Source organism: Paenibacillus litoralis, assembly GCF_046244365.1.
Lineage (GTDB): Bacteria > Bacillota > Bacilli > Paenibacillales > NBRC-103111 > Paenibacillus_V.
This window is the reverse complement of sequence record NZ_CP176395.1, coordinates 893,147-919,342: the sequence shown is the minus strand read 5'-3', so window position 1 is coordinate 919,342 and position 26,196 is coordinate 893,147. Positions and strand designations below refer to the sequence as shown.

Annotated in this window: 24 protein-coding genes; 9 read left to right on the top strand and 15 right to left on the bottom strand. The window is 55.8% G+C overall.

Translation table 11 applies throughout. The annotated features are described in order from the left end of the window. Positions 1 to 205 precede the first annotated feature (205 nt). Genes ACKGJP_RS03890 through ACKGJP_RS03880 form a run of 3 tightly spaced genes read right to left on the bottom strand, consistent with a single transcriptional unit; the run spans position 206 to position 3,456 of the window. Entirely contained in the window at positions 206 to 1,669 is a 1,464-nt protein-coding gene (locus ACKGJP_RS03890) for an ABC transporter substrate-binding protein (protein WP_409344378.1), read from the bottom strand. Positions 1,670 to 1,718: 49 nt separating this feature from the next. Beyond that, a complete protein-coding gene (locus ACKGJP_RS03885) occupies positions 1,719 to 2,537 on the bottom strand; it encodes a carbohydrate ABC transporter permease (protein ID WP_409344377.1) in 819 nt (272 codons plus the stop codon). Between the two features lie 19 nt (positions 2,538 to 2,556). Further along, positions 2,557 to 3,456 (bottom strand): carbohydrate ABC transporter permease, encoded by a 900-nt coding sequence (locus ACKGJP_RS03880; RefSeq protein ID WP_409344376.1) that lies wholly within the window; start codon positions 3,454 to 3,456, stop codon positions 2,557 to 2,559. 272 nt (positions 3,457 to 3,728) lie between these two features. On the opposite strand from ACKGJP_RS03880, the gene ACKGJP_RS03875 reads away from it, so the two are divergent. Beyond that, positions 3,729 to 5,336, top strand: coding sequence for a response regulator (locus tag ACKGJP_RS03875; protein WP_409344375.1), 1,608 nt, complete (start codon positions 3,729 to 3,731; stop codon positions 5,334 to 5,336). After that, complete coding sequence (locus ACKGJP_RS03870; protein ID WP_409344374.1) at positions 5,333 to 7,105, top strand: sensor histidine kinase; 1,773 nt, start codon at positions 5,333 to 5,335, stop codon at positions 7,103 to 7,105. The genes ACKGJP_RS03875 and ACKGJP_RS03870 overlap by 4 nt, the downstream gene beginning before the upstream one ends. A gap of 128 nt (positions 7,106 to 7,233) precedes the next feature. Here the strand turns inward: ACKGJP_RS03870 and ACKGJP_RS03865 are convergent, their stop codons facing one another. From ACKGJP_RS03865 to ACKGJP_RS03855, 3 genes are all read right to left on the bottom strand, one after another. Beyond that, positions 7,234 to 8,247, bottom strand: a complete 1,014-nt coding sequence (locus ACKGJP_RS03865; RefSeq protein ID WP_409344373.1) for an asparaginase — start codon at positions 8,245 to 8,247, stop codon at positions 7,234 to 7,236. A 45-nt stretch (positions 8,248 to 8,292) separates the two neighbouring features. After that, positions 8,293 to 8,997 carry a copper homeostasis protein CutC gene (locus tag ACKGJP_RS03860; protein ID WP_409344372.1) on the bottom strand — a complete coding sequence of 235 codons (705 nt, stop codon included), beginning with the start codon at positions 8,995 to 8,997 and terminating at the stop codon, positions 8,293 to 8,295. 252 nt (positions 8,998 to 9,249) lie between these two features. Next, positions 9,250 to 9,855 carry a TetR/AcrR family transcriptional regulator gene (locus ACKGJP_RS03855; protein WP_409344371.1) on the bottom strand — a complete coding sequence of 202 codons (606 nt, stop codon included), beginning with the start codon at positions 9,853 to 9,855 and terminating at the stop codon, positions 9,250 to 9,252. Positions 9,856 to 9,977: 122 nt separating this feature from the next. Here ACKGJP_RS03855 and ACKGJP_RS03850 point away from each other — a divergent pair, with 122 nt between their 5' ends. Next, positions 9,978 to 10,514, top strand: a complete 537-nt coding sequence (locus ACKGJP_RS03850) for a hypothetical protein (protein ID WP_409344370.1) — start codon at positions 9,978 to 9,980, stop codon at positions 10,512 to 10,514. Positions 10,515 to 11,154: 640 nt separating this feature from the next. Here the strand turns inward: ACKGJP_RS03850 and ACKGJP_RS03845 are convergent. The 5 genes from ACKGJP_RS03845 to ACKGJP_RS03825 all read right to left on the bottom strand — a co-directional run bounded on the left by ACKGJP_RS03845 (position 11,155) and on the right by ACKGJP_RS03825 (position 16,678). After that, positions 11,155 to 12,870 carry an ABC transporter ATP-binding protein gene (locus ACKGJP_RS03845; protein WP_409347064.1) on the bottom strand — a complete coding sequence of 572 codons (1,716 nt, stop codon included), beginning with the start codon at positions 12,868 to 12,870 and terminating at the stop codon, positions 11,155 to 11,157. An 80-nt stretch (positions 12,871 to 12,950) separates the two neighbouring features. Then, positions 12,951 to 13,448 carry a signal peptidase I gene (locus tag ACKGJP_RS03840; RefSeq protein ID WP_409344369.1) on the bottom strand — a complete coding sequence of 166 codons (498 nt, stop codon included), beginning with the start codon at positions 13,446 to 13,448 and terminating at the stop codon, positions 12,951 to 12,953. Continuing rightward, entirely contained in the window at positions 13,438 to 13,713 is a 276-nt protein-coding gene (locus tag ACKGJP_RS03835) for a PqqD family protein (protein ID WP_409344368.1), read from the bottom strand. Before ACKGJP_RS03835 ends, ACKGJP_RS03840 begins: the two co-directional genes overlap by 11 nt. After that, positions 13,710 to 14,501, bottom strand: coding sequence for a hypothetical protein (locus ACKGJP_RS03830; RefSeq protein WP_409344367.1), 792 nt, complete (start codon positions 14,499 to 14,501; stop codon positions 13,710 to 13,712). The genes ACKGJP_RS03835 and ACKGJP_RS03830 overlap by 4 nt, the downstream gene beginning before the upstream one ends. 734 nt (positions 14,502 to 15,235) lie before the next feature. After that, positions 15,236 to 16,678, bottom strand: coding sequence for a leucyl aminopeptidase (locus tag ACKGJP_RS03825; protein ID WP_409344366.1), 1,443 nt, complete (start codon positions 16,676 to 16,678; stop codon positions 15,236 to 15,238). Positions 16,679 to 16,981: 303 nt separating this feature from the next. Between ACKGJP_RS03825 and ACKGJP_RS03820 the strand changes: the two genes are divergently transcribed. From ACKGJP_RS03820 to ACKGJP_RS03795, 6 genes are read left to right on the top strand one after another with little or no spacing between them, the layout of a single operon-like run. Then, positions 16,982 to 17,557: a class I SAM-dependent methyltransferase gene (locus ACKGJP_RS03820; protein ID WP_409344365.1), complete on the top strand. Its 576-nt coding sequence runs from the start codon at positions 16,982 to 16,984 to the stop codon at positions 17,555 to 17,557. Further along, positions 17,554 to 18,228, top strand: coding sequence for a phosphatase PAP2 family protein (locus ACKGJP_RS03815; protein WP_409344364.1), 675 nt, complete (start codon positions 17,554 to 17,556; stop codon positions 18,226 to 18,228). Before ACKGJP_RS03820 ends, ACKGJP_RS03815 begins: the two co-directional genes overlap by 4 nt. Then, the gene (locus ACKGJP_RS03810) at positions 18,218 to 18,835 is read left to right on the top strand and encodes a DedA family protein (RefSeq protein ID WP_409344363.1); all 618 of its coding nucleotides are present in this window, start codon (positions 18,218 to 18,220) and stop codon (positions 18,833 to 18,835) included. Before ACKGJP_RS03815 ends, ACKGJP_RS03810 begins: the two co-directional genes overlap by 11 nt. Continuing rightward, positions 18,832 to 19,539 carry a response regulator transcription factor gene (locus ACKGJP_RS03805; protein WP_409344362.1) on the top strand — a complete coding sequence of 236 codons (708 nt, stop codon included), beginning with the start codon at positions 18,832 to 18,834 and terminating at the stop codon, positions 19,537 to 19,539. The genes ACKGJP_RS03810 and ACKGJP_RS03805 overlap by 4 nt, the downstream gene beginning before the upstream one ends. Then, positions 19,532 to 20,656, top strand: coding sequence for a sensor histidine kinase (locus ACKGJP_RS03800; protein ID WP_409344361.1), 1,125 nt, complete (start codon positions 19,532 to 19,534; stop codon positions 20,654 to 20,656). The genes ACKGJP_RS03805 and ACKGJP_RS03800 overlap by 8 nt, the downstream gene beginning before the upstream one ends. Beyond that, positions 20,653 to 21,921, top strand: a complete 1,269-nt coding sequence (locus tag ACKGJP_RS03795; protein WP_409344360.1) for an adenosylhomocysteinase — start codon at positions 20,653 to 20,655, stop codon at positions 21,919 to 21,921. The genes ACKGJP_RS03800 and ACKGJP_RS03795 overlap by 4 nt, the downstream gene beginning before the upstream one ends. Positions 21,922 to 22,116: 195 nt before the next feature. On the opposite strand, the gene ACKGJP_RS03790 is transcribed toward ACKGJP_RS03795, so the two are convergent. From ACKGJP_RS03790 to ACKGJP_RS03775, 4 genes are all read right to left on the bottom strand, one after another. Continuing rightward, positions 22,117 to 22,635 carry a YbjN domain-containing protein gene (locus tag ACKGJP_RS03790; protein WP_409347063.1) on the bottom strand — a complete coding sequence of 173 codons (519 nt, stop codon included), beginning with the start codon at positions 22,633 to 22,635 and terminating at the stop codon, positions 22,117 to 22,119. 146 nt (positions 22,636 to 22,781) lie between these two features. After that, positions 22,782 to 24,785, bottom strand: coding sequence for a hypothetical protein (locus ACKGJP_RS03785; RefSeq protein WP_409344359.1), 2,004 nt, complete (start codon positions 24,783 to 24,785; stop codon positions 22,782 to 22,784). A 375-nt stretch (positions 24,786 to 25,160) separates the two neighbouring features. Beyond that, complete coding sequence (locus ACKGJP_RS03780; RefSeq protein WP_409344358.1) at positions 25,161 to 25,538, bottom strand: MmcQ/YjbR family DNA-binding protein; 378 nt, start codon at positions 25,536 to 25,538, stop codon at positions 25,161 to 25,163. A 36-nt stretch (positions 25,539 to 25,574) separates the two neighbouring features. Beyond that, positions 25,575 to 26,120 carry a GrpB family protein gene (locus ACKGJP_RS03775; RefSeq protein ID WP_409344357.1) on the bottom strand — a complete coding sequence of 182 codons (546 nt, stop codon included), beginning with the start codon at positions 26,118 to 26,120 and terminating at the stop codon, positions 25,575 to 25,577. Between the last annotated feature and the right edge of the window lie 76 nt (positions 26,121 to 26,196).

Here is a 26,196-nt window from a genome sequence, read left to right as displayed (position 1 = left end):
GACAGGGGGCGTCGAGGCCGGATCGGCACGACGCTCACAGTCCCCTGCGCGCGTAGCGGCCGGCGCTATGCCGGCGATCGAACCCAATCGTTTATGCTTTCGTTCTACCCTCTTCTACACTCTCAATCGATTCCGCTTTCGTTCTACGGCCTCATACACCTGCGCACCGCAGCGCAGGGTACAGTATGGCAATCAAACGAACGTCTTATTTTTTCGTTCCGTACTGGTTGTCCTTGCTCCAGTTGTTGGCCTTCATGACATCCGCCATGTCCTTCTTCAGCGTATTTTGCATTTCGGTCGTGAATTTGTCGATCGTGACCGAATTTTCGAGATACAGCTGACCGATACGCACCAGATCTTCATTCAGCTTTTTGCTGATATGCGCGGCATAGAAGTTGACCAAAATCCGGTCACCTACGAACTGGAACCCTTTCAGGTGATCCGGCAGGTTAACATTGACGAGCGTTGTCGCGGTGTACATTTTGTTGCCCATGATCGTTGCAACTTCCGGCGAAGACAAATATTTTAGGAAGTCTACGGACGCTTCCAGCTTGTCGCCGGTTACCTTCTTCGGAATCGTATAAACCATATCCGGATAGCCGCCCAGCTCATAGAACTTCTCGGCTGCGTTCGGATTTTCGTTCTTCGTCAAGTATGGCAGCGCAAACGTGCCGTATTCGAATTTACGCGCCTTCGAGTCTTGGATCGTCTTCAGCTCGAAGTTACCCGCCATGACCATCGCTACGTCGCCGCGGATGAACATTTCTTTGGCAGTGTCGCCGTTCATGCCGTTGTAGCCTTTGGCCCAGTATTGCGACCAGTCCTTGATGATCGGCATCATCGCGTTCCAGTCCGCCGATTCCAGGTTGATGGCGCCTTGATCGACCGCTCCCGCGATTTCGTTCAGCTCCAGCTGACGGTTTGCGTTCCAATCGAACGATTTCACTTTCTCCGCGGACAGCTGGTTCGTCATCAGATTGACGACCCACAGCAAGTGGTTGTCGCCCGGCTTCGAGTTGGCGAAGGCAAAAGGCGTCACGCCCGCAGCTTTCAGCTTTTTCTGGACGTCGATGAATTCGGTCCACGTTTTTGGAATTTGCAGGTTGTTTTTCTTGAACAGATCCTGGTTGTAGAACACGCGGATCGCCAGCGTTTGGAGCGCGACCCCCGACAGCTTGCCGGATATCGGATTCTTCATCTCGTTAAGAATCGTCGGCGTGAACGTGTCTTTCCACACTTTATTGTCCGTGTACGGGTTCGGCTTGTCATATTCCGGCGTCAGGTCAACGAGCAGATCCTTGTTCAAGTCTTCATGCGTCCACGTATAACGGCTCGGAACGATTTCCGGAGCGGTGCCGCCGATCAGACCGGTGGTCAGCCACGTGCGGAACGCGTCGCCGTCGTTCGGCGCGTAGTCGAGCTTGATTTTGACATTCGGTTTTTTCTTGGCGTAGCCGTCGACGATTTCCTGCCATACGGCTTTGATTTCTTCCTGCTTCGGCGTCTCTACGGCAAAAGTCAGGTTGACCGTCTTGTCCCCGCTTCCCGCAGCGCCGTTATCCGTTTTGTTAGCCTCCGGTTTCGACGTGCCGCAAGCCGCGAGCACGACGGACAGCGCCATCGTCAGCGTCAGGCCTTTGGAGACGAGCCCTTTTTTCTCGTTGAACATACGTGAACACCCCTCTGGTATGATGGATAAAACAAGGCAAGCATCTATCCTACCCTTTCACCGCACCCGACGTAATGCCGGAGATGAAAGGCTTGGTAGCGACCATAAACAAAGCCAAAAGCGGAATGGAAGAAATGATGTAGCCCGCCAGCTTCACGCTGACGCCTTGATCCATGTTGCCGGTTACGGTGCTGAGCGCGAGAATGACCGGCTTTACGCTGTCGCCCGTCGTTGAAACGAGCGGCCAGATGTAGTTGTTCCAGCCGGACAGGAAATTGATGATCGCGACGGTCGCGATGACCGGCATCGACAGCGGCAGCACGATGCGCCAAAAGATTTGCAGCTCCCCCGCCCCTTCCGTCTCGGCCGCTTCCATCAGGCTGCGCGGCAGCCCTTCGAAAAACGTCCGCATAAGGAACGTCGCCATCGAGGCGCCGAACGCCATCGGCGGGAAAATTTGGCCCTGGTACGTATTCAGCATGCCCAGCTTCTGCACGAGCAGAAACTGCGGGATGAGGATGAGGAACCCCGGCACCATCATCAGCGACAGGATGAGCATGAACAGCACGTTTTTGCCCGGATACGAAAACCGCATGAACGAGTAGCCCGCCAGCGAGGAGATGAAAAGAACGCCGGCCACGATACAGCTCGAAATAAAAATCGTGTTTAAAATATAAGGCCCGATCTGTTTGAAAGCCGACGTATAGTTGTCGAAGTGAAGCGGAAAGCCGATGCCCCAGAAATCCAAAATCATTTGCTCCGTATATTTGAGAGAACTGACGATCAGCATATAGAAAGGGAACAGCGTCAGTCCGAGCAGAATGGCCAGCACCGCGTAATGCGGTACGGCAGCCAGTTTTTTGCGCATGGGAGCGAGTCCCTCCTTTCTAGTCGATCGTTTCGGTATTTTTGACGAACCGGTTGTTCGCCCAAGTGAGCAGCAGGAGGAACAGGAATAGAACCAAGCCGATGGCCGAAGCGTACCCCATTTTACTATACGAGAAGCCTTGCAGGTACAAGTAGAGCGCCGGGGTCATCGTCGATTGTCCGGGACCGCCGTTCGTCAGCACGAGAATATTCTCGAAGCTCTGGATTTGCTGGATGATCGTCAGCACCATGACGAGCTTCATTTGACTGCGCACGAGCGGCAGCTCCAAATGGATGAACCGCTGCCAAACGGTCATGCCGTCCAGCTTGGCCACCTCGAACAGCTCGCTCGAAATGCCCATCAGCCCCGCCAAATAAATCAGGAACGTAATGCCGCCGATCCAAGGGAAATTGACGAAAATGACCGACCAGATCGCCGTTTTGCTTTCGCCGAGCCAGGCATGCGTCCACGATTCGAGTCCGATCCGCTCAAGCAGTTCGTTCAACACCCCGTAGTCTCCCGCGAAAATCCACTGCCACGTCAAGTAGATGACGATGCTCGGAATGACGAGCGGAATGACGAACCAAAGCTTGAACACGTTCTGAAGCCGTTTGCCCTTGACGTGAAACACGAGCACCGCCGCTAGCAGCGGAACGGTCAATTGAATGAGCACCCCGGAGCCGGTAAAGATCAAGATGTTTTTGAGCGATGCGTAGAACGTCTTGTCCTTGAACAGGGCGACGAAATTGTCGAGCCCGACGAACGTTTTGACGTTGGCGCCGTTCCAGTCGTAGAAGGACATGATCAGCGCTTGGAAAAAGGGAACGTATTTGAATGTCGCTAGGATGGCAAACACCGGGAGCAGAAAAGCATAGCCCTTCCAATGTTTGCGCAAAATTCGTGATGCGGCCGCAGCCATGGCTTGCCCCCCCGTCTATCGGTTTTCGTTTCGATAACGTACTTGTTGATAGCTCTAACTGTACGTGAAAACGTTTTACATGACGAGGTGACATTCTTTGAAGCTGAGGGGGTACATTTTTTTGCGCACTCGCCGGGCTGCCCTATCTTTGCGATAATCTTGTGCGAAAATCATCCTTTCGGTCGAGGAAGAAACTCTCTATAGGTTGCGGACGGCGGACGTATGCTATACTAAGAGACAATTTCAAACTTTGATCGGGAGGGAGAACGGACATGAACGTACTGATCGTGGACGACCAGCGGCTTTCGCGGGCCGGCATCGTCAAAATGATCGAATGGGAGCGGCTCGGCTTGACGCTGGCCGGGGAATGCGCCAACGGTCGCGAGGCGCTTGAGCGGATCGGAGACGTGGAGGCCGACATCGTCATTACCGATGTACGCATGCCGGTCATGAGCGGACTCGAGCTGATCGAGAAGGCGAAGGAGCAATATCCCGGCCTCTCGTATGTCGTCATCAGCGGCTACGACGATTATCAATATGTCCGCAAATCGATTCAGCTGACCGTAGCCGATTATTTGCTGAAGCCGGTCGATTCGCAGGAGCTGAATGCGCTGCTCGAGAAGCTGGTGGGGAGGATGGCCGAGCAAAACAGGCAGGCGAAAGCGGATTTACGCAAATGGCGCGAGCAGTTTTTTCATTTTTTGATTGAAGGCGTTTACGAGCAGGATGAGGCGCAGCTCCTGGAGGCGTTCGCCGAAATCCGCTTCGCGGGTGCGGACGACAGTTTCGTATCCGCCGTGTTCGAAAGCGCGCTGGACAAGCAGGCCGTCTACGAAGCGCTCCGGCCGCTGGAGCAGCGGATGGCCGTCTGCGTCCTTCGCACGCGCGGCGTTTATGTGCTGCTGGCCGCGGGTTCGTCGCTGACGGCGGACGAGGTCGCCGAAGCGCTTTGGCGGCAAGCCGCGGCGGCGGCAAGTGTGGAGACCAGAGACGCGGATGGTGGGCAAGCGATGGCGTCCGCGAACGGTGACGGCGCAGAGCCCCCGGCACCCCAAGCTCAGGCGCTGCGGCGGATCGGCGTCGGCACGGCGGTCTTCGGCGTAGCGAACGTTCGCGAGTCGGTCGGCAAAGCGTTCGACGCTTACACGATCCTGACAAGCCGGCCTGCAAGCGCCGAAGAGGTTCCGGCCACCTACGAGCGGCTGGAAGCGGAGGCGGCGGACCTCGTTCCGCTCAGCGCGGCTTGGGAGCAGGAGTGGGCATTCCATCTGCGCCAAGGCAACCGCGACGCGGCGCTAAGCAAGCTCGCCGAGCTGCTGCGCGACGGCACGTCGGCTCATCCGGACATCGCCGACAGCTCGTTTCATTACGTGCTGCTGCGCGGCGCACGCGAGCTGTACGAGTCCGGCCTCATCCGCGAGCCGGATTTCCTCGAAGCCTGCCGCATCGCGCGCTCGCTGCCATCCGTCGTTTCGCTGGAGGAGAAGCAGCGGACGGTGGCGGATTTTTTCCGCAGCCGGCTGAAAGCCCCCGAGGAAGAACAAGCGCTGGAAACCCGCCAGGCGGTGGAGAAGGCCAAGGCTTATATCGACGCTCACTTTTGCGAGACGATCAATTTATCGGAGCTCGCCCAAAGCAGCTACATGAGCCCCGGCTATTTCAGCTCGCTGTTTCGCCAGCATACGGGCAGCAACTTTCTCGAATACGTCACGCACCTGCGCATCGAACATGCCAAGGGGCTGTTGGCCGCGAACCCGGAACGCAAAATCGGGGACGTCGCGCTGCTGTGCGGCTATCAGGATTTGAAATATTTCCGCAAGCTTTTCAAGCGCCATACCGGCATCACGCCGCTCAGCTTTAAGGAGGATGCCGCCCGGTGATCGGCAAAATCGTCCGCAGCGTCAGCCGCAGCATACACAAGAAGCTGCTGCTCTCCTATTTCGTCGTCATCCTGCTCCCGCTGCTGCTGATCGGCAGTATCCTGTTCGTCTCGATGCTTGCCATTACGGAGCGGCAAACGCTCGACAACCGGGCGCTCGAAATGAAGCTCGTGTCGCAGCAGCTGCAAGCATACACCGATCAGCTGGAGCTTTATTCAAGGGTTATCTATACGGGCGAGGTGCAGCAGCTGCTGAATGCAGGCCCTCCCTCCGATCCGATTGCGTTGACCCGCTGGAGAAGCGCGCTTTTCCAGCAGTTCGAGGAATGGTACGGCTACATGAACATCAAGGCGGCGATCCAGAACGTCATGATCGTGCTTCCGAACGGGACGGAAATTTCGAAGGAGTCGATTTACCGCTCCGATCTGACCGTCATCACGCAAGCCTGGTACAAAAACGCCGTAGCGCGACAGGGTGAAGTCGTCATCGCCGGCCCGTTCATCCGGCCTTTTGCGAATGCGCAAACCGTTTCGTCGCCCCATACGTTCTCGCTTGTCCGCAAAATCAACAACACGCTCGGCAGCGCCGATCTCGGGGGCATTGTCGTCGACATCAATGTCATGGACATAGCCAGGCTTATGACCAGCTTGAATTTGCGCAATATGACGCTTCTGAATGCGGACAACTCGGTCGTATACACGGACCGCAAGGAAGAAATCGGCCAAATCTGGCCTCACGGCGCGAACCTCCTAAGCGGCAAACCAGGCTGGATCGATCTGGACGGAGAGCGGATGTTCGTCAACACGGCGGAGCTCCCGGCAACGGGCTGGCGCTTCGTCAGTCTCGACCCGCTCAGCTCGCTGTCCGCCTATTCCGTCGCCTTCCGCAACGTAACGGTCGGCGTCGGCCTGATCGGGATGCTCCTCGCGCTGCTCATCTCGACGTATATCGCCGGACGCATCACAAGGCCGCTTCGCACTCTGCAAAAAAACATGAAACAGGTGCAAGAAGGCCGCTTCGATATCCGCTTGGACGTTACCCGATCTGATGAGGTCGGCCAGCTGACGCAGAGCTTCAATCAGATGACCGACCGGGTGGAAACGCTCGTTAACGACGTTTACAAATCCGAGATTATTCGCAAGGAAGCGCAGCTTAAAGCGCTGCATTCGCAAATCAATCCGCACTTTTTGTACAATACGCTAGACTCGATGAACGCCATCGCCATGCTCGAGAACGTGCCTCTGCTGTCGCGGATGTCCAAAATGCTGGCGGATATGTTCCGCTACAGCATTTCGCAGGGCGAGCAGGTTGTCCCGCTGCGCGAGGAGCTGAATCAGGTGAAGCGTTACGTCGAAATTCAGCAAATCCGCTACGACCACAAATTCAGCCTATTCCTGTCGATTCCGGATAGGCTGCTAGATTACAGAATACCGAAACTGACGCTGCAGCCGATCGTCGAAAATGCCGTTTACCACGGCCTCGAAATGATTCCCGACGAAGGGATCGTCGCGATCACCGCCTACGAAACGGCGGACGGCGTCGTCATGGAGGTGTTCGACAACGGCGGCGGCATGCCGGAGGAGGAGCTGGCCCGCATCCGCACAAGTATGCGGGAACCGATCGATTATGCCGATCATCTCGGCCTCGCCAACGTGCTGGAACGCCTGCAGCTGCATTACGGCAGCGAGTACGGCATCACGCTGGACAGCATTCACGGCAGAGGCACGAACGTCGTTTACCGGCTGCCCAAAGCGAGGAGGAAGGAGTAACCGGGTTCGATTTGCTTTTCGCAGCGGATTATCTTGGACGGTTATCCGGTCCCGATCGTATAAAAAAATCCCTATCCATTATGCCATGGGTAGGGATGCATATTTGAAACCTGTTTACAAGAACGGCGTTAACCGTTCTCTTGCAAGCGAAACACCGCGCGGTTTTCGCCGACGATCGTTCCGCTTCCGTTCGCAAACTGCTTCGGACACAGCTTGTACAAACGCTCGATCGTTTCCTTGCGGTCGTAGCCGAGCTGCTCCAGAACCGATGCGACGATCATCGGCCATTTGTCTTCGGAGCCGTCCATTACCTTAAGCGCGAATGCCATCCGTTCCTTGCGCAGACCTACGCAGTAAACGCCTTTCGCACCGCCCTTCGCGACGATGTTGTCGTCCATCAGCAGCGCCGAGCAAATCATGTCCGTGCCCGAAACCATTTCGAAATGAGCGTTCATAAGCGGCGTGATTTGTTCGACCGCTTTGCGCGTCGGCTCGTCCGCGATCAGTTCCGGCCGTGCCAGCTTCAAATACGCCTTCGCGAGATTAGACAGCGGAATCGCAAAAACCGGGAAGCCGCAGCCGTCGATACCGATGTGAATTTGCTCCGCCGGAACCTCGGACAGCAGGGCCAGCGTCTCCAAAATTTCCTTTTGTACCGGATGATTCGGGTCCGCATAGCCTTCCAGCGGGTAGCCCTTGCTTTTGCAATACGCCAAAATGCCGAGATGCTTACCCGAGCAGTTATGATACAGACGCCGCTCTTTTTGTCCTTCCGTAACTACCGCGTCCCGCGCCTTCGCATTCAGCGGATAGGACGGACAGCAGACGAGATCGTCCTCCGTTACGCCGATTTTGCCGAGCATCGATTCCAGCACTTCGACATGAAACGCCTCGCACCGGTGCGAAGCGGTTTGGATCGCCATTTCTTTGCCGGTAAAGCCGAACGTTTCCCCGGTGTTGTGACGGAACGAAGGAATGGCTTGAAACGGCTTTGCCGACGAACGCAAATAGGTCATGTGATGCGGGTTACCCGTCTGATACTTCACCTCTCCCGAATACGAAACCACGCTAACGTGCCCCCAATATTCGCACTCGACGATCCCGCCCCGGCATTCCTCGATTAACAGCTCGCTCTTGCTCATGTTGTGATCCTCCCGAATCGTAATGTTATCGTGTATGTTCAGCTGCTATGCTTGTCCGCTTTGCGCGTTTGCGACGATATTCGCCGCAGCTCTAAGCTTCTCCGGGTCGATCGTCCGCAGCGCATCGCCTTGCAGGCGAACGCCGGTCCCCATATGCACTTCGGAAACTCCCGTGTCGCGAATGAAGGCGTCCAGCGTATCGACGGTCAAACCGCTTCCCGCCAGCAGCGTAATCGACAGTTCTTTGCATAAGCCATCCAATTTTACAATCTGCTCGCGCGCATCCAAAGCGCTTGGCTTGCCGCCCGAGGTTAAAATACGCCGTATTTGCGGATACCGTCCGAGCACGCGCAGCGCCTCTTCTTGGTCAGCCGCTTCATCAATCGCCCGATGGAAGGTTATCGATAACCCTTCCGCTGCATCTAAAAGCCTATTCAGCGCCGCTTCGTCTACACGACGTTCCGCGGTCAGAGCGCCAACCACAATACCCGCCGCTCCAAGCTTGCGGATAAGTTGAATATCCTTCAGCATCGTTTGCAGATCGTCTTCGTCATAACAAAAAGAGTTCGCGTGCGGCCTGACCATCACGTGAACCGGAATGCTTACCGCGCCGAGCACCTGCTCGATCAAACCCGCGCTAGGCGTAACGCCGCCCTCCCGGATGCCCGAAATGAGCTCGATCCGGTCCGCTCCATGCGTTTCGGCCAGCCTGGCATCCGCTACGCTCGTTGCGATCACTTCCAGCAACATGTCGTTTCCCCTCTTTCCCTATTGCCTCTGCCTGTACAGAAATCGTCTTTTCCAGTAAAACGGCCTTCAGCCGTTTCACAGTGGTGACGTCTGCATTCTACCACAAGTCGCAGGAAAGAAAAACAAGGATAACCGCCATTCGGCTACTTTTGAAGCCAGACGTTTACCGAGAAATGGAACAATCAGCGGAGGATATACTTTCTGACATTTTAAAAAAAGCAGCATCGGCTTGCTTTGACTTATAGGCAGATGCTACTTTTCTTGCCGATAATCTCCCTTAAGCTCCGTTATGCTGTCCAGATGGTAAGAAACGATACGGGTGATCTCATCGGGCGTTACTTTGGGCGATCGCATCACGCCATGAACGACGAGGCCGTCCACCAAGGCATGCAGCCTCATCGCCTCCAGCTTGGCGTCGATGCCGGGCTTAGCCAGCTTTAGATGGATAAGCGAATCCACGATTTTTCGAAAAAAAGCGTAAAGCGAATCGTGAACTTCCTCGCTGAGCGAACGAAGGCTCGGATTAGCGAGCGCGCTGCCGACGAAAGCGAGCCACACCTCGCATTCGGCCAGACGCTCTTCATCCAGCGGAACCAGTTCACCGAGGATGGCTTCCATATCCGTTCTGGGGTTTCCGCTCATGTTCATGCTCAAGACCCTGTTTTTGACCCGCTCGGAAACCAGCCGCATCGAAAAGGCAAGCAGCTCGGACTGCGTAACGAAATAGTGCCGCAGCGAGCCGAGCGACATCCCGGCTTCATCCGCGACGCTGCGCACGGATACTCCTTCCAGCCCTTCCCGGCGTATAACGCGCCAAGCCGCTTCCGCGAGCTGTTCCCGACGTTGATCGTGATTCACAATTTTAGGCATGTTCATAGTGTAGCATGGATTGCTTTTTTAATACAATTGTGCGAAAATAAACTTCGCCACTTTTATAGTACACTTGTATTATTAAAATCGTCCGCTAAGGAGTGACTGGAATGATAACCGCTTTTATTATCGGTTGCGAAATTGGTTTCTGGGTGCTGGTGCTCGCGGGGCTCGTATGCCGTTACGTGCTTCGGTTGAAGCCGCTGGGCGCGATCCTGCTCCTATGCACGCCGGTAGTCGATCTGATTCTGATCGTCGCAACGGTGGTCGATCTGCGCAACGGGGCGACCGCGACCACGGTCCACGGCATCTCGGCCATTTATATCGGCGTTTCCGTCGCTTACGGACACAAGATGATCCGCTGGGCGGACGAACGGTTCGCGCACCGCTTCGCAGGCGGTCCCAAGCCGGTTCCCAAGCCCAAACACGGAGCCGAGCATGCGGGCTACGAGCGGCGCATGTGGCTCCTGCATCTTCTCGCATGGGCGATCGGATGCCTCGTGTTATACGGCATGATTTGGCTTGTAGGCGATGCCGCCCGCACGGAAACGCTGCTCGGCACGCTCCGGCTATGGTCGGTCGTCGTCGGCATTGACTTCCTCTATAGCTTCAGCTTCACCTTGTGGCCGCGTAAAGCCAAGGTGTGAGGCTTGGGCAAGGATAGTGAAGGGTAGAACGGTTAGCGGAGCGTAAGACTAGAAGCAATGCGCAGGCACGGGGGCGCGGATCAGGTTGTTGGCGTGTGCTGTACGTTGGTTTATGCAGGACGTTGGCGGGGTAGGACTTCATGAGGAGCAGGCAATACAGCTAACATCATCAGCCGAGGTTCACTATTACCTTTTGCTAAACGAAAATGTTGAGCTATAGTGAAGCAGACGTCACTATAACTCCCATTTGATTCACTAATAGTGCGTGTTTAAAAAGGCCACTTTTCAGAACCGAGAAGGTTGGATGAATCCGAGGAACGAGGACACGGAGCGTAGGCAAAACCTACGTGAGTACCGCAGTTACCGGATGAATTCAAGATTCGATGTCGAATAACCCACTGTTCTGCTTCGTTATCAAAAGGGGGCTTTTTAAACAACCTCTATTAGTGACGTTTAGTTCAGTAAACGGCCTTAGGCTCGATGTCAGCAGTATTTAGTGAAATTAGGTTCACTAATAATGAACTAAGGTTCACTGTTTAAAAAGTTGGTTTTGTACACTCAACGCCCTAGCCCCGCATAACCGAACAGGCTGACCGGAAGCAAAATCATTTGCTTCCGGTCAGCCTGTTTCGCGTCGCGGTCAACCTGCCGCCGCTGCAGCCGTCTTCTCCGGGAGCTGCTCGCTGCGGAATTGCCGCTCGTAGAGCCGCGCGTAAAGCGGGCAGCGGGCGAGCAGCTCGAGATGCCGGCCTTGATCGACGACGCGCCCCGCTTCAAGGACGACGATCCGGTCTGCGCTTAGGATCGTCGAGAGCCGGTGCGCAATCATCAGCGTCGTCCGCCCTGCGGCAAGCCGCGTCAGCGCCTCCTGCACGAGATGCTCGCTCTCGCCGTCGAGCGCGCTTGTCGCTTCGTCCAGCAGCAGCACCGGCGCGTCCCACAGCAGCGCCCGCGCTATCGCAAGCCGCTGCCGCTGGCCGCCCGACAGCTTGCTCCCGCGCTCGCCCACCTCCGTGTCGTACCCTTCGGGAAGAGACACGATAAAGTCGTGCGCGTTGGCATGCCTCGCCGCAGCGATCAGTTCTTCCTCCGCGGCATCCGGCTTGCCGTACAATAAATTATCCCGTATGCTGCCGCTGAACAGATACGTATCCTGCGGGACGTAAGCGAGCCGGCTGATCAGCTCCGACCGGCCGATTTCGGCAAGCTCCTTCCCGTCCAGCGTGATGCGCCCCGCCTGCGGCTCGTACAAGCCGAGAAGCAGGTGAAAAAGCGTCGTTTTCCCCGCACCGCTGGGGCCAACGAGCGCAACCGTCTGTCCGGCCGGCACTTCGAACGAGCAGCCGTCCAGCACCGGGCGTGACTCCGCCGAGGCGTCATCGTAGCCGAAGCTGACTTGCTCATAACGAATGCTTTCTGCAAGAGGCTCCGGCGATACGCGCTGCGGCAGCTCGCTTACCTCAGGCTTGGCGTCGAGCAGTTCGAATACCCGCTCCGACGCAGCAAGGGAACGCTGCATCCCGTTCCACGCGCCGGACAAGCCGGACAGCGGCGTCACAAGCTGGCGGATCAGCATGACGAAGCCCATTAAAGTGCCGACGGTAAGCTTCCCTTGGGCGATAAAAATGGCGCCTATGCCGAGACTCGACAGGAATACCGCCGACCCGAAGGTCGAACTGCCCGCGGCATAGAGCGCGGACGCCCTCGCTTCCTTCCGCTCCAATGCGTACAACTGCCGGGTATCGTGGTCGTAACGACCGGCAAACTGCCGGCCAAGCGCGAAGGTCCGCACGATCAGCTGTCCGGCGATCGTATCGCCTACAAAGCTGTTCATCCGTCCCAGCTGGCTCTGTACGGATCTGCCGTTTAAGCGCAGCCAGCGCCCCATAAGCGCGCCCCCGCCAACGGCGAGCGGGCCAAGCAGCAAGCATACCGCCGCAAGCTGCCAATTAAGCATAAACAAATAAACGAGCGCCATCCCTGCCATGAGCGGCATTTGGACAAGCGTCAGAATGCCGTACCCCATGGCCCCTTCCATTAGCTGAATGTCGTTCGTCAGCCGGGAAAGCAGATCTCCCGAATGCCGCTCCGAATAGAAGCGAACGGGCTGCTTAAGCAGATGCCGATAAACGTCGTTGCTTACCCTTTTCCTCACTTTATTCACGGTCATAGACTTCAGGTACGAATCCGCGTAGATGATAGACCCGCTCACCGCGACGAATACCGCACCGGCAGCCAGCAGCAGCTTGAGCCGTTCTGCGTCTGCAAGGACCGCCGCATCGGTCAGGTGCATCATCAGCCATGCAAAGAACAACGACCTTCCTATGTCCAAGAATAAAAAGAGGAACAGTAGCATATACATCCAGCCGAACCGCCTAAAATAGGGAAGCAGCCGAACCAGGGGACGATACAACTCGTATAAGCGGAGTATCGCCTTCACCCCCCGGCTTGTCGGTCCGAAGCGCTGCGTTTGGCAGGCTTCCATCTTTTATAGGCAATTACCCATCTCAGCATCCGCCACATTTGGGGGATATGAATCGCCAGAACGCCCCACATTTGAGGCAGCAAACCGTCCACGCGGATAAGCCGGCGCGATGCCGTGCGAATAAGCGTGAGCCTGCCGATAATTTGCTGCGGACGAATCGGTTCGTCCGGGAATTTATTCGTATCCCCTTTACACACATAGAAGCATTCGCCGCGCTCGCCATATTGCTTCAAGAAGCGGTGGCCGACCAGATGGCCTGCCTTCGTAGCGAACAACAGAACATCGCCCTTGCGAACCGCCTCCAGCAAGACCGGCTCGAACCGGCACATATCGCCTTCGCGTATCAATGGATACATACTGTCGCCAACCGAAGCAATCTCCAAATATCCTTGCTTGGCCAAATGCTGGGAGAGCAGCTGCGTTTCAATCGCCCTCGCTCTAGCTGGCATGCTCGATCAATTCGGCGATCTCCAGTTCGGCCAGAAACAGTTGGACATCGCGCAGAGCAATCTCTTCGCTTATGTCGTAACGCTCCTGAAGCTTCCTCACGAGCGACGCCACATCGCTGCTTTCCTTCAGCTCCGACCAGATGAAGCCGCCCACTTCGTTCATTTTGGTTACGGTCAGCTTGGCGGTATGCATCACAATCCATTCTTCGCCTACTTCAACCGCTTCGATCTGCGTCGTTCGCTTATACACGCTTGTCATATTCATGAAATTTTCTCCCAGAACGTATTGTTTTTTTGAAAATGAAGTTCATAAACGGGAACCCCGAGTACCATCTCCCGCAGCATGCCGAGCACCTTGCCCGTTTCCTTGGCGTCGTGCCCCCAATAAAACACTTTGTCCATTAAATGCATGATCCCCTCGGACGATCGAATGGGCGTACGTTCCACCTGATCCGACTGAATCAGCAGATGAATGCCACCCAGCCGGCATACGCGGCCCTCGTTAATGGTCATCAGCTCGCTGCGAAAAGGAGAGTTGTAGACGAATATGCCGTCAGGCGTTATTTTGACAAGAGAAGCCTCATCGGATAACAGCGGCCGCGGAGCGGAAAGCTTGGCCACCGTCGATTTGCCGGCGCCCGATTGCCCTGCGAACAAATAGGCTTTATCGTCTTCGACGACACAAGAGGAATGAATCATCAAGCCCCAGCCCGAATGGACGATAAAGGCGCTATAAAAATTCATGAAAGCATGCTTGAGGGACAGCTCGTTATAGGCGACTATGCTGGCCTTCCGATAAGATGCATCGGTTACGATCCGGTAGTCAAGGCGGGAATAAATGACCGATGTTCCTTCCGTGCTGATCGTTACGGCATAATCGGGCGAAGGCTCCCCGTAGCCGAGCTCGGCTTCCACGACAAGGTCGGCGGAAAGCACGGCTTCCGCATCGGCTTTCGCTTTTTCGAACATTTGCTCGATGGCTGAAGCAATGGCTTCCGATTCGGTGCGGACGATCGCGGAATGCTCGCCAATATCGATTCTGAAAAGATGCATAGGATTATCCTCTTTTACGATTTATAGGATCTCGATCCAGCCTGGGACCGGAAGTATTAAAGAAATAGAAAGAAGTGCGCAGCTACCGAACCTTGCGAGATGAAGGAGAGAGGGGCGAACCGTCGCGTTTTGTTCCGGTAGCGTCCCCTCTTACAGCCGGATCGCCCGAACCGGGCATCGCGGCGCCTTCAACCACCCCGGTCAGGCAATACTAGAACCAAAAACCGCCACCGCCGCCGCCACCGCCGCCATTGCCGCTGGACGCTTTCGTTTCAAAGCTCACCTTGGTGTGAGACAAAACGCTTGGTGCTGCATACTGCTTTTTGGTCAAACTGTTCACCTCCAACTCCTTGATTGAATGAGGACCACATGTCTTATGTTATGATACATATTGTATCGTGTCAAGCGAAAAAAAGTTAGAAAATAGACGTATTGTATCGAACTACATACTTATTCCCCATGTCTCATGCCAAATTCCGCTACATTACACGCTTTCGACTCCCGCTGCAATCTTCTCGATCGCCGCAAAACGTAAACGTATGCCGGCAACCTCGCCTAACCGCGTCGTTCAAAGCTCTCCCATGTCCCGTGTCCCCGTCGTCCGCTACGGTACAGCCCCGCCGCGCACCCAAGGAACTCATCGATCCATACTCCCGCAACCCAGGAACGCATAGGCAAAAAGCCCGGGATACCGGTTGTATCCGGCTTTCCTCGGGCTCTCGGGGCAGTTCCTATTAATTCGATCGTTCCGCCACGAAATCGGCCAACAGCCGAGCTCCGTAGCCTGTCGGTCCTTCCACGACGTAGCCGCTCGTAGAGCCGGCATCCATCGGTCCGGCCATATCCACGTGCGCCCATTTCGTGCCGGCTTCGACGAAGCGGCGAAGGAACAGCGCAGCCGTAATCGCACCGGCATATGCGACGCCCGTAATGTTGCACAGGTCGGCGTACTGGCTTTTCAGCAGGTCGTCGTACTCGTCCTCCAGCGGCATCGGCCATACACGTTCGCCGCTCTGCTGTCCGAGCTGCTTCAGCACGTCGGCCATATCGTCCGTCCCCCATACGCCGGCCATTTTGTTGCCAAGCGCGGATACGCATGCTCCGGTCAGCGTCGCGATATCGACGATTTGCTCGGCGCCGAGCTTGCATGCGCGAATCAACGCGTCGGCGAGCACAAGGCGCCCTTCCGCGTCGGTGTTCCCGACCTGCACGGTCAGCCCGTTGGCGTAACGAATCACTTCGCCCGGCAGCATGGACGCGCCGTCCGGCATGTTCTCGGCCGTGGCTACGAACACGACGACATTCGCCTTCAGCTTGCTTCCGACGATGATGTCCAGCGCTCCGATGACGGCAGCCGAGCCGCCCATGTCGATGCGCATGTCGCTAAGATTGCGTCCCGATTTCAGGCTGATGCCGCCCGTATCGAACGTGATGCCTTTGCCGACGAGCGCGATAAGCGGCTTCGAAGGATCGGTGCAGTAGCACATCTCGATCAGCGCCGGCGGATATTTGCTGCCCTTGCCCACGGCGATCAAACCGTTCATTTGATGCTCTTCGAGCTGCTCGCCCTTGAACACGGTCACCTGCACCGGCGTATCTTTGAAGCGCTCGATTACGCGCTCCACCAGATGGGTCGGACGCAGGAAATTCGGCGGCTCGTTGCCGAGATCGCGCGCGAGTATCGTGCCGTTGGCCCGCACCTCGCCGAGCCGGAGCGCTTCCTCCAGCTCCTCGGATGCCGTCAGCAGCAGTTCGACGGTATCCGTATGGCGCTGCTTTTTCTTCGACTTGTATTTATCGAATGCGTACGTTCCAAGCAGCCACCCCTCAACCCAGGCGGTTGCCGCTTCCGCTTCGCTGATCCGGCTGCCGATTACGCCAGACAACATGCTGAAGTCGACTGCCGCCGAGGTCAACTGCTCCTTCTCTACCGCGCGGCCCGCGACGCCCGCTGCGGCGCGGATTTGATCGAGCCCCAGCTTCGCTTCGTCGCCGAGACCGACGAGCAGCGTGTGCGCCTCCGATTGGCGGCCGTACAACCACGTCACTGCGCCTTTGTCCCCCGCATGCTCCTTGAGCTCGTAGCCGTTGAGCGGATTAGCCGGCAAATGCCCCTTGCTTACGACATATATCGTTACTTTCGCGGCAGATGATGGTTGGCCGAACGTAAATTTCATCGCATCTCATTCCTTTTTAGTCATAATAAAGTCACTTCAGTTCTCTTCCATCGTACCATATCCCGCCGGAAAGTTCATACCCGATACGGTTGACTTGAGATAACTCATTCCCGCCTCGATGCGTGCTCACTCGCCCTCCCCCGCTCTCGCTCTCATTTCCGCTCTCGCTTCCACCCTCCCTGCACCCGATGCTAACCTTCTTCAGCATTTCTTCAGAAATCCTTTAATTTTTCCTTCGCTCGTTCTGCAGAAAGTTTCGTTACGATGAGTGCATCGGACGAAGCGAAAGGAGAAAACCCTATCATGATCAGAGCGATGCAAGAAAAGATGTTGTTTTTATATAAATTCATGCGCGCGCCGCGGCAAATCGGCAGCGTGACGCCCAGTTCCGTATTTCTCGCCAAAAAAATGCTTCAGCCGGTTCCTTGGAACCGGGTTGCAAGCGTCGCCGAGCTTGGAGCGGGCACAGGCGCTATCACGAGACATCTGGCAGCGGTCCTGACTAAAGAAACGAAGGTGCTGCTATTCGAAAAGGACCCTTATCTGCGCAACCAGCTGGCAGACCAATTTCCCGAGTATGACTGCCATCCCGATGCGTGCAAGCTTCAGTCGGCGGTAAATCGGGCTGATCTCGAAGGCCTCGACTGCATTTTGAGCGGACTTCCGTTTTTCAATTTTCCGCCGGAGCTGCGCGAACAGCTGATGGATCAAATCGCAGCGTCGCTGAAACCGGGAGGCCTCTTCATCGCCTTCCAGTACTCGCAGCAAATGCGCAAACGGATCAGCCGGCAATTCGAGATCGAACGCGTTCATTTTGTACCGTTAAACGTCCCGCCCGCATTCGTATATGTCTGCCGCAAGAGGGGAGAATCTTCATGAACCCGCCCGGAACCGCCCGCGTCCGTTCGGCATCTAGGCTGAAGGCCAGCTTACCCCTGCTATGGCTGCTTGCCATTCCGGCCGTCAATGTGTTTTACGGCATCTTGAATCACGGGCGCGGAGGCAGCGTCGGCAGCCTTATGACCGACTTGGATAATCAGATTCCTTTTGTTCCGCTGTTCATTATTCCCTATCTGATCTGGTATCCGTTCATTATCGCCATGTTTATCGTCTTCTTCCTGAAAAATAGAACGGTCTATTACCGCAGCTTGATCGCCTTATGCGCCGGTCTCCTTGTCTGCTACTTGATTTACGCGCTGTTTCAGACGACCGTTCCGAGGCCCGAGCTTGCTTCTGACGGATGGCTTAACCGGCTTGTCACTTTCGTGTATGCCACAGACGCGCCTTATAACTGCTTTCCGAGTATTCACGTCCTGACCAGCTATATCGTGATGAAAGCCTCTTATTCCTGCAGGCTCAAGCCTATGGCGCAAACGGCGGTCTCTCTAACCGCTTGGAGTATTATCGTTTCCACCCTTTTCGTCAAACAGCACGCCATCCTTGATCTTGCAGGAGCCGTTTTGCTGGCCGAGGCGCTTATGGCCGTCATGAAGCTTATCTCTTCGGAACGTAAACAACAGCGAAAGGAGCCTGCCGCTCATGACCTATGAATCGCTGTTGTCCCTCATCCAGCAGTACGGCTACGCGGCGTTGTTTTTCGCCTTGTGGCTGGGCATCGTCGGCATGCCGATTCCGGACGAAGTCGTCGTCATGACCGGCGGGGCCGTTACCGCGAACGCGCTGCTGCATCCCGTGCCTGCGTTCGTGCTGACGTATCTGGGCGTCGTTTCGGGATTATCGTTAGGATTCGTGCTGGGCCGGTATGCGGGAACGCCAATTTTGACAAGATTGCGACGCAAGAAAAAAATGGATAAATATTTGCAAATGGCGGAGACGCTCGTGCAAAAATATGGTAGCTTTGCTATATGCATCAGTTATTTTTTTCCGATCGTTCGGCATGTGATGCCTTATGTAGTAGGCGTACACCGCATGTCGTTCAAGCGCTACGCACTCTTCTCCTATTCGACCGGGCTAATCTGGACGCTCCTGTTCTTCCTGATCGGCCGGTACGTGGGCGACCATGCGGAGGCGATCGGCAGCCTGTTTTACTACTATGGCTTGCGTTTCCTATGGCTTCCCTTCGTGCTTGCCGCAGTCTGGGCGATTATTCGTTTGTCCCGCAAACACCATACTAAACCCGGGAGGGATTCCTATTGACGACGAACGTTCTGGTCACCGATGACGATCCGGAAATTCGCGACGTGATTCGCATTTACTTGCAGAACGAGGGCTACCGCGTATTCGAAGCCGAAGACGGGATTCAAGCGCTGGACCTGCTACGCCGCGAAGCGATCGACGTCATCATTCTGGATGTCATGATGCCGAATATGGATGGGATTAAAGCCTGCTTCAAAATTAGGGAATTGACCAAAGTCCCGATCATCATGCTTTCCGCTAAAGGCGAAGATATCGACAAAATAACGGGCCTTACGACCGGAGCCGACGATTACGTAGCCAAACCGTTCAATCCGCTGGAGCTGGTTGCAAGGGTCAAGGCGCAGCTTCGCAGACAGACGTTCACCGGAGCCGGCGAAACCGGTACGGGGAAAAGCGTCAACGACGGAAGTCTCATCGAGATCGACGACATGATCATCGCGAAGAACAAGCATCTGGTGACCGTACGCGGAAAAGAGGTGCCGCTTACCCCTATCGAGTTTGCCATCCTTGAGCTGCTAGCCGGCCGCCGGGGACAGGTGTTCAACGTCGAGCAAATCTATAAGAACGTTTGGAAGGAAGACAAATTTTTGTCCGATAACACAGTGATGGTTCATGTCAGGAATATCCGCGAGAAGATCGAGGACAATCCGCGCGATCCGCGATTTATCAAAACGGTATGGGGGGTAGGCTATAAAATTGAATGAAGACTTCCTCACCCTGTTCAACTGGAAAAAAAGCATCCGGCTGCGCCTGCTCGGCTCGCTTCTCTTCAGCCTTATCGTTTCGATCCTCGGCACGTCGGCGATCAATTTATTTTTTAACTTCGTCCTGCCGCAGATTGTTATGTCGCAAGTATTCGGCCTGATCTCGTCCTTTCTGTCCTGCATCTTTTTCTTCTTTCTTATCTTTTTCTTTCTCATGCGTCACATCGTCCACCATATGCAAACGCTGGCCGACGGCCTCATGGCCATCGCCAAGGGGAATCTCGAATACCGGGTGCCCTTGTCGAGTCAAGACGAGTTGGGCGTTGTCGCGCAGAACATCAATTACATGGCCGAACAGCTGCAGAACATGATGAGGCGGGAGCGCCAGCTGGAGACGTCCAAAATGGAGCTGATCACGCACGTCTCGCATGACTTGCGCACCCCTTTGACGAGCATTATCGGCTATTTGAATTTGCTCAAAAACGACGATTATCAGGACCTCGACGAACATAAACGTTACATCGTTAACGCCTTTAATAAATCGCAGCAGCTAAAAAAGCTGATCGACGATCTGTTCGAATATACCCGTTTAACAAGCGGAGAAGTGAACCTCTCCTTCCGGCAAATCGACCTCAACGGCTTGCTCGAGCAGATTGTAACCGAATTTGAGCCGATTGCCCAGGAGCTGTCCCTCACGGTGAAGAAGGAATGGGGGCAAACGCCCGCATTCGCGCATGTGGATGTCGAAAAATTCGTCCGGGCGGTCGACAACCTGCTGATGAATGCGCTCAAGTTTTCACATAAGCCCGGCGAGATTGCGATTCGGCTGGAGGAGCGCGACAATCGCCTTGTTCTGGCCGTCGAGAATTGGGCGAATCCGATTACCCAAGATCAAGAGAAGCTTTTGTTTGAACGGTTTTATAAAGCGGAGCCTTCGCGGCGGGACCGCGATATGCCTTCCGGCGCGGGTCTCGGATTATCGATTGCAAGCCATATCGTCGAGCTGCACGGGGGGCGAATGGGCTTGAAGCATAAAAGCGGGCACTTCACCTTTTTTATCGAGCTGCCGAGAGCGGACAGCCGGACTAAATATAAAGGGAGCGATGAGTTTATATGAACAGAAACGCCATGGAACGGAGCAAAATACGGGATATCGCGCTAGCCGGTGAAGGAAGGCTCAAAATCGATTGGGCAAGCGCCCATATGCCCGTGCTGAATCGGATCAAGGAACGGTTCGTTGTCGAGCAGCCTTTTAAAGGCTTGAAGGTCGCCATATCCTTGCATTTGGAGGCGAAAACCGCTTATCTCGCCAAGGTGATACAGGCAGGCGGCGCGGAAGTGACGATTACCGGCAGCAATCCGTTATCCACCCAAGACGACGTATGCGCGGCGCTCGTTGAGGACGGCATCACCGTCTTTGCCAAATACAATCCGGACCCGCTCGAATACAAGAGGCTTCTGATCGATACGGTGGAAACGGAGCCGGATTTGATTATCGACGACGGCGGAGATTTGGTCGGTATCCTGCATGCGGAACGGCGCGATTTGCTGGCGAAGGTGCGCGGAGGAGCGGAGGAAACGACGACGGGAATTTTGCGCTTGAGGGCGCTGGAGAAGGAAGGAAAACTTGCGTTCCCGATGGTCGCCGTGAACGATGCGTTTTGCAAGTATTTGTTCGACAATCGGTACGGCACGGGCCAATCGGTATGGGACGGCATTAACCGGACGACGAATCTGGTCGCGGCGGGCAAGACGGTCGTCGTCGCCGGCTACGGCTGGTGCGGCAAAGGCGTCGCCATGCGGGCCAAGGGTTTGGGCGCGACGGTCGTCGTGACGGAAACGGACGCGATTAAGGGCGTCGAAGCGTATATGGACGGCTTCGCGGTCATGCCGATGCAGGAAGCCGCGAAGATCGGCGACATCTTCGTCACGGTGACCGGCAGCAAGGATGTCATCTGCGGGAAACACTATTTCCTGATGAAGGACGGCGCCATTCTGACGAATGCCGGACATTTCGATGTCGAAGTCAATGTCAGGGACCTTGAGGATATTGCGGTGTCCCGCAGAACCGTCAGAAAAAACATTGAGCAATTCACGTTCATCGACGGCCGAAGCGTCTACCTGCTGGCGGAAGGTCGGCTCGTCAATCTGGCGGCCGGCGACGGGCATCCGGCCGAGATCATGGATATGACGTTCGCGCTTCAGGCTCTGTCGCTGAAGTACGTGAACGAGCATTACCGGAGCATCGGCAGCAAGGTCGTGAACGTACCGTTCGAATTGGATGAACGGGTCGCCTTGCATAAGCTGGGCTCGCTAGGGATCGAGATCGACCGGCTCACGGACGAGCAGCAGGTTTATCTGGAGAGCTGGACCGAGCATTAACGCCCAAGGAAAAACGGCTTCGCCGTCTTTTGACGGCGCGTTTACCGAGAAGTCGAACAATCAGCGGAGGATATCCTTTCTGAGACTTGGACAAAACATAAACCTCCAATCCCATCGCCATGGTTTTGGAGGTTTATTCGTTAGCCCGGTCCGATCGGGAGAATCGCCTCGGGGTTATCCCTTGGCATGCTTTGCTTATCCCAAATCGGCAAGCGCTTCAGTCAAACCTACGGCGCCGGTTGCGACTTCGTCGATCCGTTTGGCGAACGTATTCAGCATGAAGAGGAACAGCGCCAATATTTCCATAATTTCGTCCCGGCGCAGCTTCTCCGCATAGGAGGCGCAGTGAACATAGCGGTAATACATTTCCCCGTCGTCTTTGACGCTGAAATGCCCGATCGCCAGCCGGCAGTTGATGGCAAGCAGCAGCTTCCCTACGTCCTCCGCAAACTCCGGCCGGATCTCGCAAGGAACCGTCGTATAAATCTGAAGCAACTGAATGTAAGACAAATCGTCCTCATCGAGCGGAACGAAGCTGAAGTTGATATAACGGTCCCGTTCCTTATGATCCTTCTCGATTGCCGCCAGCAGTACGTTAAGCGGGATCGCCTCCGATTTCTCGACGATCGTCGACGGGTAGCCGGCCTGCTCCAAATCCCGCTTCAAAAATCCGAATTCCGCCAAATGCCGGGCATGCACGACCTCCGGTACCATCTGCTTCACCCTTCCTGTCGGACATACGCGTCCTTATGCATTCTTAGTAGTGTTTTCCATTCCGGGATTTCCTAAACCGCGTGCGGTAAAGATGAGCCCAATTCGCATTCCTGTGCGGCCAAGACGACCTGCCGCCGCCTTAGCTCTTACGGGCGCTTCTTCATCCCTTCAATAAGCAAATTACGCTGAGCGCTCGGATCGCCGTTCAGCCTGTACAGCGATTTCGGGTTGCATCCGCTCGCCGTTATAAAATGCTCGATATGCTCGTACTGCTTCTTCACTTCTTCGCTATTGTCGAACTCCGGAAGCTCGGCAATCATGTTCATGATCACGTCGGCATCCTGCGCCCGCTTCGCATGTTTTTTCTCCGAGGATTTCTCCGCGTTAAACACGGCCTTCGTGACGCTCCAGGCTCCCGGCTTCGCGGCGCGGTCGCGTCCCAGCTGCTTCACTTTCCGGGCGATGCTCATGGAGACGCCCGCTCCTGCGGCTACGGCTTTCAGCGGCAGACCGACTTTCGCGCCGACGCCGGACAGCGTGGCAATCTCGCCGGCAATGTTGACCATTTCGAACCCGATCTGCATGCCGGCGCGGATGAGCCGCTTGTTGTTGATATTTTTCATTTCCTTGGCGAGCTCGTATTCCCGGATGTCGTTAAGCTCCTGCTGCTCGTCGTCCGTCCTTGCAGCCGATCCCGACAGCGCATTCTTACGATCGTCCAGCTTGTCTTTATGAACGCCCGTGTTGCCGGACCAGAGCGTTTTGCCGCGCACCTGCAGCTTTCGTTCTTCTTTAATGAAGCTGCTTGCCGCATATTTTTTCTTGAAATCGCGCTTGATGTTCGTCATTCGGTAATGATTGATCGACGATTTGATCATCCCGTACACTTTCAGCGTAATTTCGATACCGCTTATCGCAATGCCTATCGCCGGTATGGCCGTTCCGAGTGCGCTCGTTCCGATCTTCAGAATGTCCAGAATCGACTTTACCGTCTTCACAACCGATTTCGCGGCTTGCAAGGCGTGGCTAATCGCCGAGAGCGAGCCTTCCACAACCTCATCGAGCGTGATGCCCTCCGTGCTGAACGCTTCTTTGAACATCGTATAAATATCTTTTACGGTGAAAAAAGCGCTTTTAATCGCCCCGATCGCATCGCCCACCGAGCCCGACCAGCCGGCTACCGCATCGGAGGCGCCGATTCCATCGGAATGCCCGGCCACCTTGGCCGAGCTGTCCACCATATTGGCGACGCCATCGAACGTTTTATGGACGCTCTCCACGCCTTCGGCGCCCGCTTCGCCGATGGCCCCTGCCTTCTCGCCGGTCGTCATCGTCGTGCTCCGGAAGGCGGAGACACCCTTCTTCATCGCCATCAGACCGCCCAGACCGCCGCTGAGAAGTCCCGTCACCGAGCCGGCGACACCGATCTTGTCGCTGTCCGCCTCGAGCTTGTCGTTTTTCTCCTTTTTGCCCAGCTCGCCCAGCTCGTCCGACGTATCGCCCAGCGTGTCATCCGTATACCCGATCGCATCGCCCGTCTGCTCGGCCGCTTCGTCAAAGCCCTCCGCCTTGTGAGGATCAGCCGTACCGCCGACTTGGCCGGTGCTCGCCTTGTTCGCGCTCAGCTTCCCGCGCATATTCGCAAGCGTCGCGGTCTCCTTCACCTTCTCCTTGCGAACGAAGCCGGTAACGCCGTTATGCTCGATCATTTCCCATTTGCCGGTCTCGTCCTGCTTTTCCTTGTCCTCGAACTTCGTCCGGTAGCTGATTTTTTTGCCGACCGTCTGCTGCTCTTTAACCTTATATAGCTTCGTATTTCCCGTCGAATCGGCCGGATCGTTATCCTCGGTAAACGCGCGCATATGAGCGCCCATCATCGAGGACATGAGCGCTTCTTTCATCTGAACGGCTCCGCCGCTTCCCGGCCCCGGCTGCGTCTTGCCCGCTTCCGAACCGCCAGCCAGCCGCTTGGCGTAACGCTGAGCCGCTTGATTGCCGTACGTTTGCTGCAGGGCTATCAACGCGTTCGGCCCGAATCCGTTCCGCCGGCCTTCCCCTGCCTGTCCTTGTCCGCTCATCGACGCTTGCGCCGGGGACTTCGTGAGCGCCGCTCCCCGGTTTCCTTTACCGGGTGCTTTCATCTCGGCCATCCGTAAGGCTCCTTTCCAAAGGAGGTGTGCCCTCCTTCGTTCCGCATGGAAATTTCCGCTAGTTTCCTGTTAGGTCTAGTTTACTGGATTTTCCTGGGGCTGTGAAGCATTTTGTCGCACCCTGTCGGATAAGCCGGCATACGCGGTAATAGGGTAAGCCTTCCCGTCGGCCGCTTCCCGGAGATTGTCGGAATACAGCGATATGCGTCGTTATCGTGAAACACTCTCTCACTTATAAGAGAGCTTCGAATGAAGTGTCCGGCAATGCGTTCTGCTTCCCGTTACGATGCTTCGCCTAGCCGAATCCTGAGGCTAGTTCCGCTTGACGGAACCGGCTACGGACGACTAGGCCGTTGGATGATCGATCATTGGGGACTAGTTCCGCTTACGGACAGTAACCGCCCCCGCTCCGAGCTTTTCCCGTTCCGCCTTAGTCAAGCTACGGACGACCAAACCATAGGATTGATCGATCATCGCAAACAGTTCCTGTTCAGGCACGGAACCGTCGACGGTTACCGTATTCCAGTGCCTTTTGTTCAGATGGTATCCCGGTTTGACCGCTTCGTACTGCGCGCGCAGCAGATCGGCCTCGAACGGATCGCATTTGAGCGATATGGATGCCACGTCTCCGCTTGAGATAAGCGCAAACATTTTGCCGCCCACCTTCATGACGGAAGGCTCGGGCCCGAACGGAAAGTCCTCGGCCGCCCCCGTTCTGGTTAAACAATATTCGATTAGTTCCTGCTTGTTCATATGAAGTCCCCCCGCAATTCGTTCGTTATGTAACGGCTAATAGTCGCTGGCTCCGGGCTTCCATCCCGTCCGCTGGCTCCACTCGCTTGCCCTTCTCATGATCTCCCAGACGACGGTTCCTTTCTCCTCCACATAGCGGTGCCGATCGTCACGGAACAGCTCTGCCAGCCGGTATTTCACTTCGGCATATGTGGCGCAATCGTCGGCGTGCTCCCGCAAATAGTCTCGGAACATGAGCGCGGCCTGCTCCGGCCAGCTTCCGCTTTCCCTCACATGGATATGGGTGCGGCGGCTTCCGGGCGCTTCGCGGAAATAACGTTTGGTCAGATCCGGGTTTTGCGCTTTATGGATGAAACCCGCGCTCTCCAGCTGCAGCTTATAGCTATCGACAGGCTCCAACTGCTGGACCGATATCTGGATGTCGATAACCGGCTTAGCGGCAAGCCCCGCAACCGAAGTCGACCCGCTATGGTCGATCCGAACGGCCAGCCCGCCTAGCGTCTGCCGCAGCGCAGTCCCGATTTTTGCACATTCGCGGGGCCATTCTTCGCTATAAGAAACGACAACGATGGGATCGGACACCGGCGCACTCCCCTTTCGGCTTATGCTCTGAATATACCATTAATTGAGATGGCTCGGCTTTGCATCGTCATAGAAT

Coding starts and splice junctions, on each gene's coding strand:
- ACKGJP_RS03890 (WP_409344378.1), bottom strand. CDS start 1,669: ATGTTCAACGAGAAAAAAGGGCTCGTCTCCAAAGGCCTGACGCTGACG.
- ACKGJP_RS03885 (WP_409344377.1), bottom strand. CDS start 2,537: ATGCGCAAAAAACTGGCTGCCGTACCGCATTACGCGGTGCTGGCCATT.
- ACKGJP_RS03880 (WP_409344376.1), bottom strand. CDS start 3,456: ATGGCTGCGGCCGCATCACGAATTTTGCGCAAACATTGGAAGGGCTAT.
- ACKGJP_RS03875 (WP_409344375.1), top strand. CDS start 3,729: ATGAACGTACTGATCGTGGACGACCAGCGGCTTTCGCGGGCCGGCATC.
- ACKGJP_RS03865 (WP_409344373.1), bottom strand. CDS start 8,247: ATGAGCAAGAGCGAGCTGTTAATCGAGGAATGCCGGGGCGGGATCGTC.
- ACKGJP_RS03860 (WP_409344372.1), bottom strand. CDS start 8,997: ATGTTGCTGGAAGTGATCGCAACGAGCGTAGCGGATGCCAGGCTGGCC.
- ACKGJP_RS03850 (WP_409344370.1), top strand. CDS start 9,978: ATGATAACCGCTTTTATTATCGGTTGCGAAATTGGTTTCTGGGTGCTG.
- ACKGJP_RS03845 (WP_409347064.1), bottom strand. CDS start 12,870: ATGCTACTGTTCCTCTTTTTATTCTTGGACATAGGAAGGTCGTTGTTC.
- ACKGJP_RS03840 (WP_409344369.1), bottom strand. CDS start 13,448: ATGCCAGCTAGAGCGAGGGCGATTGAAACGCAGCTGCTCTCCCAGCAT.
- ACKGJP_RS03835 (WP_409344368.1), bottom strand. CDS start 13,713: ATGAATATGACAAGCGTGTATAAGCGAACGACGCAGATCGAAGCGGTT.
- ACKGJP_RS03830 (WP_409344367.1), bottom strand. CDS start 14,501: ATGCATCTTTTCAGAATCGATATTGGCGAGCATTCCGCGATCGTCCGC.
- ACKGJP_RS03825 (WP_409344366.1), bottom strand. CDS start 16,678: ATGAAATTTACGTTCGGCCAACCATCATCTGCCGCGAAAGTAACGATA.
- ACKGJP_RS03820 (WP_409344365.1), top strand. CDS start 16,982: ATGATCAGAGCGATGCAAGAAAAGATGTTGTTTTTATATAAATTCATG.
- ACKGJP_RS03815 (WP_409344364.1), top strand. CDS start 17,554: ATGAACCCGCCCGGAACCGCCCGCGTCCGTTCGGCATCTAGGCTGAAG.
- ACKGJP_RS03810 (WP_409344363.1), top strand. CDS start 18,218: ATGACCTATGAATCGCTGTTGTCCCTCATCCAGCAGTACGGCTACGCG.
- ACKGJP_RS03795 (WP_409344360.1), top strand. CDS start 20,653: ATGAACAGAAACGCCATGGAACGGAGCAAAATACGGGATATCGCGCTA.
- ACKGJP_RS03790 (WP_409347063.1), bottom strand. CDS start 22,635: ATGGTACCGGAGGTCGTGCATGCCCGGCATTTGGCGGAATTCGGATTT.
- ACKGJP_RS03785 (WP_409344359.1), bottom strand. CDS start 24,785: ATGGCCGAGATGAAAGCACCCGGTAAAGGAAACCGGGGAGCGGCGCTC.
- ACKGJP_RS03780 (WP_409344358.1), bottom strand. CDS start 25,538: ATGAACAAGCAGGAACTAATCGAATATTGTTTAACCAGAACGGGGGCG.